Source organism: Providencia sp. PROV116, assembly GCF_028482485.1.
In the GTDB taxonomy this organism is placed as follows: Bacteria; Pseudomonadota; Gammaproteobacteria; order Enterobacterales; family Enterobacteriaceae; genus Providencia; species Providencia rettgeri.
Window position 1 is genome coordinate 92,598 of record NZ_JAMPQO010000005.1, and the last position, 14,037, is coordinate 106,634.

14 protein-coding genes and 3 tRNA genes are annotated in these 14,037 nt (G+C 42.0%); 16 read left to right on the forward strand and 1 reads right to left on the reverse strand.

The features are described 5' to 3' along the window. The first annotated feature begins 78 nt into the window (after window positions 1-78). From sucC to PSE72_RS04735, 16 genes are all read left to right on the forward strand, one after another. Window positions 79-1,245, forward strand: a complete 1,167-nt coding sequence (sucC, locus tag PSE72_RS04660) for an ADP-forming succinate--CoA ligase subunit beta (protein WP_004909077.1) — start codon at window positions 79-81, stop codon at window positions 1,243-1,245. Beyond that, window positions 1,245-2,117 carry a succinate--CoA ligase subunit alpha gene (gene sucD / locus PSE72_RS04665; protein ID WP_004256808.1) on the forward strand — a complete coding sequence of 291 codons (873 nt, stop codon included), beginning with the start codon at window positions 1,245-1,247 and terminating at the stop codon, window positions 2,115-2,117. The genes sucC and sucD overlap by 1 nt, the downstream gene beginning before the upstream one ends. An 841-nt stretch (window positions 2,118-2,958) precedes the next feature. After that, the gene (gene cydA, locus PSE72_RS04670; RefSeq protein ID WP_004256799.1) at window positions 2,959-4,527 is read left to right on the forward strand and encodes a cytochrome ubiquinol oxidase subunit I; all 1,569 of its coding nucleotides are present in this window, start codon (window positions 2,959-2,961) and stop codon (window positions 4,525-4,527) included. 14 nt (window positions 4,528-4,541) lie between these two features. Continuing rightward, complete coding sequence (gene cydB / locus PSE72_RS04675) at window positions 4,542-5,681, forward strand: cytochrome d ubiquinol oxidase subunit II (protein ID WP_004909081.1); 1,140 nt, start codon at window positions 4,542-4,544, stop codon at window positions 5,679-5,681. Window positions 5,682-5,692: 11 nt separating this feature from the next. Beyond that, the gene (gene cydX / locus PSE72_RS04680; protein WP_004909083.1) at window positions 5,693-5,806 is read left to right on the forward strand and encodes a cytochrome bd-I oxidase subunit CydX; all 114 of its coding nucleotides are present in this window, start codon (window positions 5,693-5,695) and stop codon (window positions 5,804-5,806) included. 5 nt (window positions 5,807-5,811) lie between these two features. Beyond that, window positions 5,812-6,099 carry a cyd operon protein YbgE gene (gene ybgE / locus PSE72_RS04685; protein WP_004256791.1) on the forward strand — a complete coding sequence of 96 codons (288 nt, stop codon included), beginning with the start codon at window positions 5,812-5,814 and terminating at the stop codon, window positions 6,097-6,099. 134 nt (window positions 6,100-6,233) lie between these two features. Continuing rightward, the gene (gene ybgC, locus PSE72_RS04690; protein WP_004256789.1) at window positions 6,234-6,629 is read left to right on the forward strand and encodes a tol-pal system-associated acyl-CoA thioesterase; all 396 of its coding nucleotides are present in this window, start codon (window positions 6,234-6,236) and stop codon (window positions 6,627-6,629) included. Beyond that, window positions 6,626-7,309 (forward strand): Tol-Pal system protein TolQ, encoded by a 684-nt coding sequence (gene tolQ, locus PSE72_RS04695; RefSeq protein ID WP_004256787.1) that lies wholly within the window; start codon window positions 6,626-6,628, stop codon window positions 7,307-7,309. The genes ybgC and tolQ overlap by 4 nt, the downstream gene beginning before the upstream one ends. Before the next feature lie 17 nt (window positions 7,310-7,326). Next, window positions 7,327-7,749 (forward strand): colicin uptake protein TolR, encoded by a 423-nt coding sequence (tolR, locus tag PSE72_RS04700; protein WP_004256786.1) that lies wholly within the window; start codon window positions 7,327-7,329, stop codon window positions 7,747-7,749. Between the two features lie 51 nt (window positions 7,750-7,800). Continuing rightward, window positions 7,801-8,919 carry a cell envelope integrity protein TolA gene (gene tolA / locus PSE72_RS04705; RefSeq protein WP_198641779.1) on the forward strand — a complete coding sequence of 373 codons (1,119 nt, stop codon included), beginning with the start codon at window positions 7,801-7,803 and terminating at the stop codon, window positions 8,917-8,919. A 146-nt stretch (window positions 8,920-9,065) separates the two neighbouring features. After that, window positions 9,066-10,358: a Tol-Pal system beta propeller repeat protein TolB gene (tolB, locus tag PSE72_RS04710; RefSeq protein WP_115167730.1), complete on the forward strand. Its 1,293-nt coding sequence runs from the start codon at window positions 9,066-9,068 to the stop codon at window positions 10,356-10,358. A 43-nt stretch (window positions 10,359-10,401) separates the two neighbouring features. Beyond that, on the forward strand, window positions 10,402-10,899 hold the full coding sequence (gene pal, locus PSE72_RS04715) for a peptidoglycan-associated lipoprotein Pal (RefSeq protein WP_004909091.1): 498 nt from the start codon (window positions 10,402-10,404) through the stop codon (window positions 10,897-10,899). A 22-nt stretch (window positions 10,900-10,921) separates the two neighbouring features. Then, window positions 10,922-11,713, forward strand: coding sequence for a cell division protein CpoB (gene cpoB, locus PSE72_RS04720; RefSeq protein WP_115167729.1), 792 nt, complete (start codon window positions 10,922-10,924; stop codon window positions 11,711-11,713). A gap of 298 nt (window positions 11,714-12,011) precedes the next feature. Beyond that, window positions 12,012-12,087: transfer RNA gene (locus PSE72_RS04725), tRNA-Lys, on the forward strand. A 37-nt stretch (window positions 12,088-12,124) separates the two neighbouring features. Further along, window positions 12,125-12,200, forward strand: a tRNA-Lys gene (locus tag PSE72_RS04730). A gap of 160 nt (window positions 12,201-12,360) precedes the next feature. Continuing rightward, window positions 12,361-12,436 (forward strand) — tRNA-Lys (locus PSE72_RS04735). 347 nt (window positions 12,437-12,783) lie between these two features. Here the strand turns inward: PSE72_RS04735 and PSE72_RS04740 are convergent. Then, window positions 12,784-13,662, reverse strand: coding sequence for an aminoglycoside 6-adenylyltransferase (locus PSE72_RS04740; protein WP_115167728.1), 879 nt, complete (start codon window positions 13,660-13,662; stop codon window positions 12,784-12,786). Between the last annotated feature and the right edge of the window lie 375 nt (window positions 13,663-14,037).

Genomic DNA, 14,037 nt, shown 5'->3' on the forward strand with positions numbered 1-14,037 from the left:
GTTCGCGGGTTGCTAAATCAGTAACAATTGCAGGAGGCGAATAAACGCCTCTTCAGACTCAATTATGGATAGAACATCATGAATTTACACGAGTACCAGGCAAAACAGTTGTTTGCACGTTATGGGATGCCTGCACCGACAGGTTATGCCTGTTCATCAGTCGCTGAAACCGTCGATGCTGCTAAAAAAATTGGTGACGGCCCATGGGTAATTAAATGCCAAGTTCACGCAGGTGGACGTGGTAAAGCTGGCGGCGTAAAAGTCACTAGTGATATCAATGAAGTGAAAGCATTTGCAGAACATTGGTTAGGTAAAAACTTAGTTACCTATCAAACTGATGCAAATGGCCAGCCTGTTAACCAAATTCTGGTTGAAACGGCAACTGATATTGCTAAAGAACTCTATTTAGGTGCGGTTGTAGACCGTAGCACTCGTCGCGTTGTATTCATGGCATCTACCGAAGGTGGCGTGGAAATCGAGAAAGTAGCAGAAGAGACTCCAGAGTTAATTCACAAAGCGATTATCGACCCACTGACTGGCCCAATGCCTTTCCAAGGCCGTGAATTAGCATTCAAATTAGGCTTAACCGGCAAACAAGTTAGCCAATTCGCGAAAATTTTCATGGGTCTGGCAACATTATTCCTAGAACGCGATTTAGCATTAGCTGAAATCAATCCACTGGTTATTAGTACTGCGGGTGATTTAGTTTGTTTAGATGGTAAATTAGGTATCGATAGCAACGCGTTATATCGCCAACCAGAAATTCGTGAACTGCGTGATGAATCACAAGAAGATGCACGTGAAGCACAAGCCGCTCAGTGGGAACTGAACTACGTTGCGTTAGATGGCAATATCGGCTGTATGGTTAACGGTGCGGGCCTTGCAATGGGTACCATGGACATCGTTAAGCTGCACGGTGGTGCACCAGCTAACTTCTTAGATGTTGGCGGCGGCGCGACAAAAGAGCGTGTAACTGAAGCATTTAAAATCATTCTTTCTGATGAAAACGTGAAAGCAGTTTTTGTTAACATCTTTGGTGGTATCGTTCGCTGCGACCTGATTGCAGACGGCATCATTGGTGCAGTTGAAGAAGTTGGCGTAAATGTACCAGTAGTTGTGCGTTTAGAAGGTAACAATGCAGAGTTAGGTGCTAAAAAACTGGCAGACAGCGGCTTGAATATTATCGCTGCGAACAGCCTGACAGATGCAGCTAAGAAAGCAGTAGCAGCAGCGGAGGCTAAATAATGTCTATTTTAATCGATAAAAACACCAAAGTAATTTGCCAAGGTTTCACAGGTGGCCAAGGTACATTCCACTCAGAACAAGCGATTGCTTATGGCACGCAAATGGTGGGTGGTGTGACTCCAGGTAAAGGTGGCACTGTACACTTAGGTTTACCTGTATTTAACACCGTTCGTGAAGCTGTAGAAGCTACGGGTGCAACAGCCTCTGTTATTTATGTTCCAGCACCATTTTGTAAAGATTCTATCTTAGAAGCTATCGATGCAGGCATTAAACTGATTATCACCATCACTGAAGGTATCCCAACGTTGGATATGCTGACAGTTAAAGTGAAATTAGACGAAGCAGGCGTTCGTATGATTGGTCCTAACTGCCCAGGTGTTATCACTCCGGGTGAATGTAAGATTGGTATCCAACCTGGTCATATCCATATGCCAGGTAAAGTCGGTATCGTTTCGCGTTCAGGTACGTTGACTTATGAAGCTGTTAAACAAACAACAGATGCAGGCTTAGGTCAATCAACGTGTGTTGGTATCGGTGGTGACCCAATCCCCGGTTCAAACTTTATTGATATCCTGAAATTATTCCAAGCGGATCCACAAACTGAAGCTATCGTCATGATCGGTGAAATCGGTGGTAACGCAGAAGAAGAAGCAGCGGCTTATATTAAAGAGCACGTCACTAAACCTGTTGTCGGTTACATCGCAGGTGTAACTGCACCAAAAGGCAAACGTATGGGCCACGCAGGTGCAATCATCGCAGGCGGTAAAGGCACAGCTGATGAGAAATTTGCTGCATTAGAAGCGGCTGGTGTGAAAACCGTTCGTAGCCTTGCAGACATCGGTGATGCAGTAAAATCACTGTTGAACAAATAAGTAATTCGCTAGGTAACTAGCAAGAGTAAGAGACGAAAGCCCGTGCTCATGTGAGCGCGGGTTTTTTTATACCTTGCAAAAATGTTTCAAACAATTTTTGTATGGTTATGCGGTTTTATGAAAAGTATGTCTATACTTAAAAATGCGGACTAAAGGGTTATATGAAGGAAAATGGGTAATAAAATGCCAATTAGGCGAGGAAGGGGGGAGTTAGTCGCATTTTGTGCAAAAAATAGCAAAATTGCGACATGTCAATTTTATAATATTGACGATAATTCAATTAAGCCAATATAACCGTTTTTTGATAAAAAAGGCTATATTAATAAAATTCATAATAAGTTTAAAATAAGATACTATTACAAATTAAATATTCTTTTTTCGAGGCTTTAATTCATAGATTATATTTTTTGTTAATCTTTGGAAAAATTAAGAACATTTATGTCATTATCAATAACAGCATTTTAACAAGTAAATAACCATTAATTGACTGGCAGGTATAGCAATTAACAATAGGAAAAAAATTGACGTAAATCAATTCATTGCCTCTGGCTTTATTTGCTTAAATTGCTTAAATTGGTGCTCGATCAAATACTCGATTTTCTATTAAAGGGTATAATTATTGATGTAAATTCAGAATTCAAATCTGAGTCACGTAAAAGAAGTTTATTGTGTGTGAAGATAGGCGTACTATTATTATAGTAATGTTCGTTCTTTTAATTTTGTTAATTATTTGTTGTTTTGAGGCATTTTTTGCTGGTAGTTAAGAGGCTTTCTAAGTATTAAAAACTGGAAGCTGGGTTGCCGCAAGTCGGTGTCTTCCTGCTAGGAGCAAGGAGTCAAGATGTTTGATATTGTCGAACTGTCACGATTACAGTTTGCCTTAACTGCGATGTATCACTTTCTGTTCGTACCATTAACGCTAGGTATGGCGTTTTTGCTTGCGATCATGGAAACGGTATATGTACTGTCAGGCAAGCAAATTTATAAAGATATGACTAAGTTCTGGGGTAAGTTATTCGGTATTAACTTTGCCCTAGGTGTTGCAACGGGTTTGACCATGGAGTTCCAATTCGGTACTAACTGGTCTTACTACGCTCACTACGTTGGAGATATCTTCGGTGCGCCTCTTGCAATCGAAGGTCTGATGGCGTTCTTCTTAGAATCTACCTTTGTCGGTTTATTCTTCTTTGGTTGGGATCGTTTAAGCAAAAAACAACACCTTGCTGTAACATGGTTAGTTGCTTTAGGTTCTAACTTCTCTGCTCTGTGGATTTTGGTTGCGAATGGTTGGATGCAAAACCCAATCGCTGCTGATTTCAACTTTGAAACTATGCGTATGGAAATGGTTAGCTTCTCTGAGCTAGTCTTGAACCCAGTTGCACAAGTTAAGTTCGTCCACACAGTTGCTGCGGGTTATTGTACCGGTGCAATGTTTATCTTAGGTATTAGCTCTTACTACCTGCTTAAAGGTCGTGATGTTGCTTTTGCTAAGCGTTCTTTTGCAATTGCAGCAAGTTTTGGTATTGCAGCGGTTCTATCTGTTATCGTTCTTGGTGATGAATCAGGTTACGAAATGGGTGACGTGCAAAAAACTAAACTTGCAGCGGTTGAAGCTGAGTGGGAAACTCATGCTCCTCCTGCCGCGTTTAACTTAATCGCTTGGCCAGATACCGAGAAACAAGAAAATAAATTTGCGATCTCGATTCCTTGGGCGATGGGTATCATTGCAACCCGCTCGGTTGACACTCCTGTTTTAGGTCTGAAAGACCTAATGAAACAACATGAAGTTCGCATTCGTAACGGTATGATTGCATATGGTCAGTTACAAGAACTTCTTGCAGGTAACAAAGATCCTGAATTGCGTGCAGCATTTGAAGCAAGCAAAAAAGATCTTGGGTATGGTCTGCTGTTAAAACAATATGCACCAAATGTTGTTGATGCAACTGAAGCTCAAATCCAAAAAGCAGTGAAAGATAGTATTCCTAACGTTGGGCCTCTGTTCTGGGCATTCCGTATCATGGTTGGTGTTGGCTTCCTGTTACTGTTAATTATTGGCTGGGCATTCCTGTCAGTAGTTCGTAACCGTATTGGTCAAAATAAACTGTTGCTGCGTATTGCACTGCTCGGTATTCCACTACCATGGATTGCAATTGAGTCAGGTTGGTTCGTTGCAGAGTATGGTCGTCAGCCATGGGCAATTGGTGAAGTGTTACCTGTTTCGGTTGCACACTCTAACTTGACGACTCATGACCTGATCTTCTCTATGGTATTGATCTGTGGTCTGTACACACTGTTCTTAATTGCTGAAATGTTCTTAATGTTCAAATTCGCTCGTAAAGGGCCAAGTAGCCTGAAAACCGGTCGTTATCACTTTGAACAGAAAAACACTTCTGCACACGACGTTCAGTAAATAGGAGTCCACTTATGTTTGATTATGAAGTTCTTCGATTTGTGTGGTGGATCCTTATCGGTGTATTACTGATTGGGTTTGCTGTCACAGATGGCTTTGACATGGGCGTTGGCTTCTTATTACCTATTTTAGGTAAAACAGATACTGAACGCCGTATCATGATTAATGCTGTTGCACCGCACTGGGATGGTAACCAAGTTTGGTTAATCACTGCGGGTGGTGCAATGTTCGCTGCATGGCCACAAGTTTATGCTGCGGCATTCTCTGGTTTCTATGTTGCTATGATTTTGGTATTAGCTGCATTGTTCTTCCGTCCGGTTGGTTTCGACTACCGTTCAAAACTGGAGAACCCAAAATGGCGTAACATGTGGGACTGGGGTCTGTTTATTGGTGGTTTCGTTCCACCATTAGTTATCGGTGTTGCGTTTGGTAACCTGTTATTAGGTGTTCCACTGCAAATCGATAACCAGCAGTACCTAACTTATACAGGTAACCTGTTTGGTCTGCTAAACCCATATGGTCTGTTAGCGGGTGTTGTCGGCTTAATGATGATTGTGACGCAAGGTGCAACTTATTTGCAAATGCGTACCACTGGTGAACTGTACTTACGTGTTCGTAAAGCAACTTATATCTGTGCATTAGTCACCTTAGTGGCTTTCGCAGGCGCAGGTGTTTGGTTAGTGATGGGTATTGATGGTTATGTTGTTACTTCAACTATCGATACATTAAGCGTATCTAACCCACTAAACAAAACTGTTGCCGTTGAATCTGGTGCTTGGTTAACTAACTTCAATACTTACCCAATCCTGTGGGCGTTGCCTGCTCTGGGTGTAGCACTGCCGTTAGTGACAATGCTGTTTAGTAAAGCAGACAAAAATGGTTTGGCGTTTGTGAGTTCTTCATTAACCATCGCTTGTATCATTTTAACCTGTGGTGTAGCAATGTTCCCATTCATCATGCCTTCAAGCATCATGCCAAACGCAAGTTTGACCATGTGGGATGCAACATCTAGCTTGTTCACACTGCAAGTAATGACTGTTGTTGCTATTATCTTTGTACCAATCGTACTGGCATACACCGCATGGTGTTACTACAAAATGTTCGGTCGTTTGGACAAAAACTTCATCGAAGGCAACAAGCATTCACTGTATTAAGGAGCATAACTATGTGGTATTTCGCCTGGATCCTCGGCACGCTGTTAGCTTGTAGTTTTGCAGTGATTGCAGCATTAGCGTTAGAGCACTCTGAAGACTCTAAAGCCGCTAAAGATGGTGAGTAATAAAAATGCTGGTGGATAAAACCTATCAGCTATTGGATAAGGGGCCGATAAGGGCCCTTATCCTTATTTTAGCTTTAGTTACTGCAGGTGCAGTCATGTGGGATCCAACCCTATTTGCTGCAAAAACCAGTTCATTTCAAATATGGCAAGGGCTGCTGTTAATATGGGCAACGTGTACCGCGATGATTTTTGGTGTGGGTTTTAAACCTAAAAAAGTTATCTTTCGTGCAATTTTTCATCCATTGCCTGCTGCCATCATTCTTATTTGGGGACTTTTTCAGGTCTTTAGATAATTCTAATTGCTAATTATGGGTCAATGGACCCATAATTATTTTTGATATCTTTACTTTCAAAGTGATTCCAAACTGGCACTGTCTTGCGTATAGTGGCACCGTTAATTAATTTAACCTAAGACGGAGTGATTGTTATGTTATTTCGCTGGCCTGTTCGCGTGTATTATGAAGATACAGATGCGGGCGGTGTTGTTTATCATGCACGCTATTTAGCCTTTTTTGAGCGAGCAAGAACTGAAATGCTGCGAAATAAAGGTATCAATCAACAAAGTATGCTTGCTGAGAACCTTGGTTTCGTTGTGCGAAGCATGACAATTGATTTTGTCAAAGGGGCGAAGCTGGATGACCTGCTGGAAGTTGAAACACAAATTATTGAAATGAAACGTGCTTCATTAACTTTTCAGCAAAGGTTAGTTGATTCGCAAGGTAACCTGCTTTGTGGGGCAAATGCCCTTATTGCTTGTGTGGACACATCAAAAATGAAGCCAATTGCGCTTCCTAAGTCTATTGTCGCGGAGTTTAAACAGTGACTGACATGAATATCCTGGATTTATTCCTTAAAGCGAGCCTTTTGGTTCAGCTCATTATGTTCGTTTTGATCGGTTTTTCTATCGCATCATGGGCGATCATTATTCAAAGAACGAAAATTTTAAATGCGGCAACTCGTGAGGCTGAAGCATTTGAAGATAAGTTCTGGTCAGGTATTGAGCTATCGCGCTTATATAAAGAAAGCCAAGCTCGCCGTGATGAATTGAGTGGTGCCGAACAAATTTTCCATTCTGGTTTTAAAGAGTTCGTTCGTTTACACCAAGCGAATATTCATGCGCCAGATGCAGTAGTGACGGGAGCTTCCCGTGCAATGCGTATTTCAATGAATCGTGAACTCGAATCAGTTGAAGCACATATCCCATTTTTAGGTACTGTTGGTTCAATTAGCCCATATATTGGTTTATTTGGTACTGTTTGGGGGATTATGCATGCGTTTATTGCATTGGGAGCGGTAAAACAAGCAACATTACAAATGGTTGCACCGGGTATTGCTGAAGCGCTGATTGCAACCGCAATTGGTTTGTTTGCAGCGATCCCAGCAGTTATGGCATTTAACCGTTTGAACTTACGTGTCAGCAAATTAGAGCAAAACTACGATAACTTTATGGAAGAGTTTTTAGCCATCTTGCATCGTCAAGCCTTCTCTGCTGATAAGAAATAAGACGGGGAGATAAGCGAATGGCGCGCACAAGTCGCAGACGTGAGCTGAAATCCGAAATCAACATTGTTCCATTACTGGACGTATTGTTGGTACTGTTGCTCATATTTATGGCAACAGCACCGATTATTTCTCAAAGTGTGGAAGTTGAATTGCCGGATGCAACAGATACACAAACCGTATCATCAAGTGATAACCCACCGATTATTTTAGAAGTGTCGGGGGTTGGCCAATATAACATGCGCCTTGATGGTGAGGTTTTAGAATTGCTGCCACCAGAGCAAATTGCTGCAGAGGCGAAATCTCAATTAGAGAAAAATCCAAAAGCAATTTTCTTGATTGGTGGTGCAAAAGAAGTCCCTTACGAAGAAGTGATTAAGGCGCTGAATATATTACACAGCGCAGGGATAAAATCGGTTGGCTTGATGACTCAGCCTATTTAGGCTGGGTTATTGTCGTTTGAATAAGTCACAATTCTTTTTTTGGATACCAGAGTGGGAAAGACAAAAGAGAAAAAAGATAACTTAAACCGATCGTTAGTGATGTCAATCGTATTGCACGTCCTATTGATTGGTTTGATTGTTATAGGCTCTTTAGTTTCCGTCGTCAAACTTGGTGGTGGCGGGGAAGAGGGAACTGTCATCGATGCGGTGATGGTTGACCCTGGCGTGGTTGTTGAGCAGTATGAAGAAATGCAAAGACAGCAAAATAACGTCAGACAAGCGGCAAAAGAGCGCAAAGAGCAAGAACAAAAGCAAGAGGCTGAGCTTAGAGAACAGCAAGAAAAGGAACAAAAGCGTCTTCAGCAGCTTGAAGAAGAGCGTATTAAAACTGAACGTGATACAGCTGAGCAACAAAAGCAAGCTGAGGAACAACAGAAAAAAGCATTAGACGCTGCTAAAAAAGCGAAGGAAGAGCAAAAAATAGCGGAAGAAGCTGCTGCAAAAGCGAAAGCTGAAAAAGAAAAGCTAATTAAAGAGCAAGCGGCTGAGAAGGCGAAGGCCGAGGCGCAAGCGCAGAAAGAAGCCGAAGCCGCTAAAGCCAAAGCTGAAAAAGAAGCTAAAGAAAAAGCGGAAAAAGAAGCCAAGGAAAAAGCCGATAAAGAAGCTAAAGTAAAAGCTGAAAAAGAAGCGAAAGCTAAAGCGGATAAAGAAGCTAAAGAAAAAGCCGATAAAGAAGCTAAAGCAAAAGCGGCGAAAGCCAAAGCTGAAGCGGCTAAAAACGCGGCTTCCGTAGATGATTTGCTTGGTGATTTAACTGCCTCGGGCCCAAGCAAACAAGGTGGTGAAGCCGCAGCTGGAAAAGGTGGCGGTAAAAAATCGGGCGCTTCCAATGCGGATGTGGACAGCTATGCCGGTAAAGTCAAAGCGGCTATCCAAAGTAAGTTTTATGATTCAGATACTTTCCGTGGACGTACTTGTGAACTTCAATTGAAGCTTGCGCCTGATGGGTTATTGGTGAGTATTACACCAAAAAATAGCCCAGCTAATGACGCGGCACTCTGTGATGCAGCAATCCGAGCAGCAAAACTTGCAACGATGCCTAAGCCACCGAGCAGAGAAGTCTATGATACGTTTAATAAAGCGGGTAGCACAGTTGTGTTTAAGCCTTGATTTTCAATAACTCAGAGCAGTCTGTATTGATATTATTAAGGCAATAGCATAAATAGTTTGTGTGGTATCTAGTTTTGTTATTATACCTTTGTTAAAATTCAGCGAATTATTGCGGTAGTAAATAATCCGCAGTAAGGGAGATAAGAATGAAGCAGGCTTTTAAAGTAGTTTTAGGGTTCCTAATGCTATGGGCGACAGTGGCTCAGGCTGAAATACGTATTGAGATCACTGAAGGTGTTAATTCAGCTCAACCTATTGGCGTAGTGCCGTTTAAATGGTCAGGTGCGGGTGCACCACCACAAGAAGTCGGCCAAATAGTAGGCGCTGATTTACGCAATAGCGGGAAATTTAACCCTATCGAGCCAAGCCGCATGCCTCAACAACCTGGTACCGCTTCTGAAGTGATTCCTGAAGCGTGGACAGCATTAGGTATTAATGCTGTTGTTGTGGGGCAGGTACAGCCAGCAGCAGATGGTAGCTTTGTCGTTAGCTATCAGTTAGTTGATGTTGCGGCTAACCCAGGTGCTGTTTTATCTCAGAACCAATATAAAGTAACCAAAGAATGGTTACGTTATGCAGCGCATACTGCAAGTGACGAAGTCTTTGAAAAATTAACAGGTATTCGTGGCGCATTCCGTACGCGCATTGCTTATATTGTTGTTAACAAAGGCGGTCAGTATCCATATGAATTACGAGTTTCTGATTATGACGGTTTTAACCAGTTTACGGTTCACCGTTCACCAGAACCTTTGATGTCGCCAGCATGGTCACCAGATGGTGAGAAATTGGCTTATGTTACATTTGAAAGCGGTAGTTCAGCACTTGTCATTCAAACGTTATCAACAGGAGCAGTTCGTCAGGTAGCATCATTCCCACGTCATAATGGGGCACCTGCATTCTCTCCAGATGGCACAAAATTGGCATTTGCACTGTCTAAGACAGGCAGCCTGAATTTATATGTTATGGACTTAGCGAGTGGGCAAATTCGTCAGGTGACAGATGGCCGTAGTAACAATACGGAACCAAGCTGGATGCCAGATAGCCAAACTTTAGTCTATACTTCAGATCAGGCGGGACGTCCGCAGATTTATAAAATGAATATTAATGGTGGCAGCCCTGAACGTGTTTCCTGGGAAGGATCACAAAATCAGGATGCTGATGTTAGCCCGGATGGTACTTTCTTAGTGATGGTCAGCTCCGGCGGCGGTCAGCAACATGTCGCCAAACAAGATCTGGCAACGAACAACGTTGAATTTTTAACGAAAACGTTCCTAGATGAAACGCCGAGTATCGCACCTAACGGCACTATGGTAATTTATAGCTCCTCTCAAGGCTTGGGGACTATATTGCAGCTAGTTTCGACCGACGGGCGTTTCAAAGCGCGTCTTCCGGCTACCGATGGACAGGTTAAATTCCCTGCCTGGTCGCCGTATCTGTGATGCATAATAATAATGTGTGGCAAAAATATTAAGGATCAAAACGATGCAACTGAATAAAGTGCTTAAAGGGCTGATGATCGCGTTACCAATCATGGCAGTCGCAGCTTGTAGCTCTAACAAAAACAATGACCAAGATGGCGTAGATACTTCTACTAACCAAACTAACACTGGTCTGTCTGCGGAAGAGCTGGCACGTCAGCAAATGGAACAGCTGCAACAAAACAACACTGTTTACTTTGGCTTTGACAAATACAACGTATCTCCAGAATACGCTGAAATGTTAGATGCACACGCAGCATTCCTGCGTAGCAACCCATCTGTACGTGTTGTTGTTGAAGGTCATGCGGATGAGCGTGGTACTCCAGAATACAACATCGCGCTGGGCGAGCGTCGTGCTAATGCAGTTAAAATGTACCTGCAAAGCAAAGGTGTTTCTGGTGACCAAGTTTCACTGGTTTCTTACGGTAAAGAAAAACCAGCTGTGTTAGGTCACACTGAAGCAGACTACGCGAAAAACCGTCGTGCAGTCATTGCATACTAATAGATAAGCGAAATTATCTATTATGAACAGTAACTTCAGACACTTACTAGTCGGTCTGTCGTTATTGGTTGGCGTAGCGGCCCCTTGGGCCGCTATTGCCCAAGCGCCAATCAACAATGTCGGATCTGGTTCAACAACAGATCGCCTTACCCAACTTGAGACAGCAGTTAGCTCTCAAGGTCAAATCATGTATCAAATCCAACAACAACTCGCTGACAACCAACGCGACATCGACATGTTACGTGGTCAGATTCAAGAAAGTGAATACAAATTGAATCAAGTCATTGAGCGCCAGAAAGATTTATACATGCAATTAGACAATGCAGGCGGTGGAAACTCAGCAACTTCAGGTGATGCAACAACACCTGACACTAGTGCATCAAACGCATCACCTTCCTCAACGGCACCTACGGCAGCTGCTAATACAGGTGGGAATGAGAAAGATGATTACAATGCTGCAGTCAAATTAGCGATGGAAAGCAAATCCAAAGCTCAAATTGATCAGGCAATAGGGGCATTACAAGGCTTTGTTAAAGCCTATCCTAAGTCTGGGTATCAATCTAACGCCAATTATTGGTTGGGGCAGTTAAACTACAATAAAGGTAGCAAAGACGATGCTGCTTTTTATTTCGCAACTGTAGTTAAGCAATATCCTAAATCCCAAAAAAGCAGCGAAGCCTTATATAAAGTTGGGCTGATCATGCAAGATAAGGGACAGAAAGATAAAGCAAAAGCTGTTTACCAACAGGTGTTGAAACAATATCCAAACAGTGCTGGTTCAAAATTAGCCGAAAAAAAGCTGAGTACACTTTAATTTATAACCCCGAAGCCATATTACCGAATATTTCGGGGTTATCAGTATGATAAGTGTGCATTTAATCTTTTTTTGCAAAAAAATCATTGCACCCTCGTCAGAAATCAGTAATATAAGCCGCCGTTGATACGAGAATACGGTTAGCCAAGAATCTCGAAAGACAAAAAGAAATTTAGTTAGAAATATTGTTTTAGATGGGTCGTTAGCTCAGTCGGTAGAATATTTGAGTTTTACAAGCTGGTTGCAGGTTCAACCCGAAGGGTAATGAACTGTGATTAGTTAGAAAAGATTTTTAGATGGGTCGTTAGCTCAGTCGGTAGAGCAGTTGACTTTTAATCAATTGGTCGCAGGTTCGAATCCTGCACGACCCACCATCTAAAACCTATAGTAGCAAAAAGAAGTAATCCAGATGGGTCGTTAGCTCAGTTGGTAGAGCAGTTGACTTTTAATCAATTGGTCGCAGGTTCGAATCCTGCACGACCCACCATCTAAAACCTATAGTAGCAAAAAGAAGTAATCCAGATAGGTCGTTAGCTCAGTCGGTAGAATATTTAAGTTTTACAAGATGGTTGCAGGTTCGGCCCGTAAGGGGAAGTTCGAAGAACTTAAAATCCTGCACAAACAAGTAATTAAGTAATCCCAAAGATGGGTCGTTAGCTCAGTTGGTAGAGCAGTTGACTTTTAATCAATTGGTCGCAGGTTCGAATCCTGCACGACCCACCATCTCAATATCAATCCAAGTAAACATTCAGTCGCTAAGTCATACCTCGATAAGCTGGTTGCAGGTTCAGCCCGTAGGGTAAATCCGAAGGATTTAAATCCTGCACGGCCCACCATCTCAAGTCCAGCCTTAGCATTCAGTTCCCAATTCAGTAAATACTCAATCGTTAAGCCATACCTCGATAAGCTGGTTGCAGGTTCAGCCCGTAGGGTAAATCCGAAGGATTTAAATCCTGCACGACCCACCATCTCAAGTCCAGCCTTAGCATTCAGTTCCCAATTCAGTAAACACTCAGTCGTCAAGTTATATCTCGACAATGAAAGCACTGCATTCCTTTGCTGTACTTTATTTATCTTATTTCACCAGTTTCTGGAAGTAAGGCGTTATCCTGCAAAATACCAATAAGTAGTTCTTGCATTTTCTCAGCCATAATCTGCATATTATCAAATCTTTGAAGGCTAGCGAGCTCAATAGTTACATCTTTAAAGCAGCGCATTAAACACTGAAGAGACAATGCGGCGCTTTGAGCCGTTCCACAATTAAAAATAACCTCCAATGCCTCGATATAAGGTTTAGGCATCCACTCATGGTAGTTGCGTCCTTTATACCAAACATGTCCACCTTGTAAAGAAACAAGGCGTTCTAGCAGCGTTAAAAAATACTGTTTCATATCCGCACTTCTTGACCATGCGACCCACAACTCATCTCGTGTTAAAGCAATGGTAGCTTGATGTGCTTCATGCCAAAAATCAGATACAACGTCAGCGAATTGCGATATTGTTAATTGAGGAGGAGCAAATACTTGTTGGTTAGCACTTTCAGGTAAGCCTTCAGTGATCCCTGTTTTATCGAGTAATACAGTAAAACCACGGGAAAATGTCGTATCTAAACCTTGCTGCTTCATCTTAGATAATCGCTCAGGCTCAGCAAAAGTGAAATCCACTTTGCGGCCTTCTTCAAAGATCACCAAGCAAGTTGGCCAATCAGGGGCATCCTCTTCAAGATTTAGCAAATGAAGGGCAACCATAGGTCCACCAAACTGATTTATCCAAGACTTCTGATTGAATATTTCAGATGTACCGTGGCCGATCAGCTCGATATCAATATCGGAATAACTATCAACATGTTGATCTCGCCCGCGAGAGCCGGTTAATACCACAGCTTCAATTCTTGGATCGAGCAATGAAACTGAAATAATTTTATTGATTAATAATGCAGGTGATTCCATAACTGACCTAATGAATTAAGTAAGGATGGCTAAGATACCGATAAAGAGGCAGAAAAGCGAAGCTTCAGACGCAAAAAACTACTTAAATGCCCAAGTTTTTTTCGAAGTGAGGGAAAATTGTTAGCGTTTATAGGTGATGTGACAGAATTTAAGCTGTGTTAGTACCAAAATTGCCTTAATTGCGAAAAGCACATTGTGTTAAACATGGGGACGGAAAAAAGTACCATGGTGATATCACTAATGTAAACTTAATTTAAATTTTACTTTTTGTGAAAGTCCCCTGAACTTACGCTGTTTTTTATTATCTGTAACTATATTTATAAATTATTGTCTCCCTTATTATATATTAAAATAAAATTTGAATTTTATTTCTTA

Coding starts and splice junctions, on each gene's coding strand:
- PSE72_RS04740 (WP_115167728.1), bottom strand. CDS start 13,662: ATGGAATCACCTGCATTATTAATCAATAAAATTATTTCAGTTTCATTG.
- cydA (WP_004256799.1), top strand. CDS start 2,959: ATGTTTGATATTGTCGAACTGTCACGATTACAGTTTGCCTTAACTGCG.
- ybgE (WP_004256791.1), top strand. CDS start 5,812: ATGCTGGTGGATAAAACCTATCAGCTATTGGATAAGGGGCCGATAAGG.
- sucC (WP_004909077.1), top strand. CDS start 79: ATGAATTTACACGAGTACCAGGCAAAACAGTTGTTTGCACGTTATGGG.
- pal (WP_004909091.1), top strand. CDS start 10,402: ATGCAACTGAATAAAGTGCTTAAAGGGCTGATGATCGCGTTACCAATC.
- tolB (WP_115167730.1), top strand. CDS start 9,066: ATGAAGCAGGCTTTTAAAGTAGTTTTAGGGTTCCTAATGCTATGGGCG.
- cydB (WP_004909081.1), top strand. CDS start 4,542: ATGTTTGATTATGAAGTTCTTCGATTTGTGTGGTGGATCCTTATCGGT.
- sucD (WP_004256808.1), top strand. CDS start 1,245: ATGTCTATTTTAATCGATAAAAACACCAAAGTAATTTGCCAAGGTTTC.
- cpoB (WP_115167729.1), top strand. CDS start 10,922: ATGAACAGTAACTTCAGACACTTACTAGTCGGTCTGTCGTTATTGGTT.
- ybgC (WP_004256789.1), top strand. CDS start 6,234: ATGTTATTTCGCTGGCCTGTTCGCGTGTATTATGAAGATACAGATGCG.
- cydX (WP_004909083.1), top strand. CDS start 5,693: ATGTGGTATTTCGCCTGGATCCTCGGCACGCTGTTAGCTTGTAGTTTT.
- tolR (WP_004256786.1), top strand. CDS start 7,327: ATGGCGCGCACAAGTCGCAGACGTGAGCTGAAATCCGAAATCAACATT.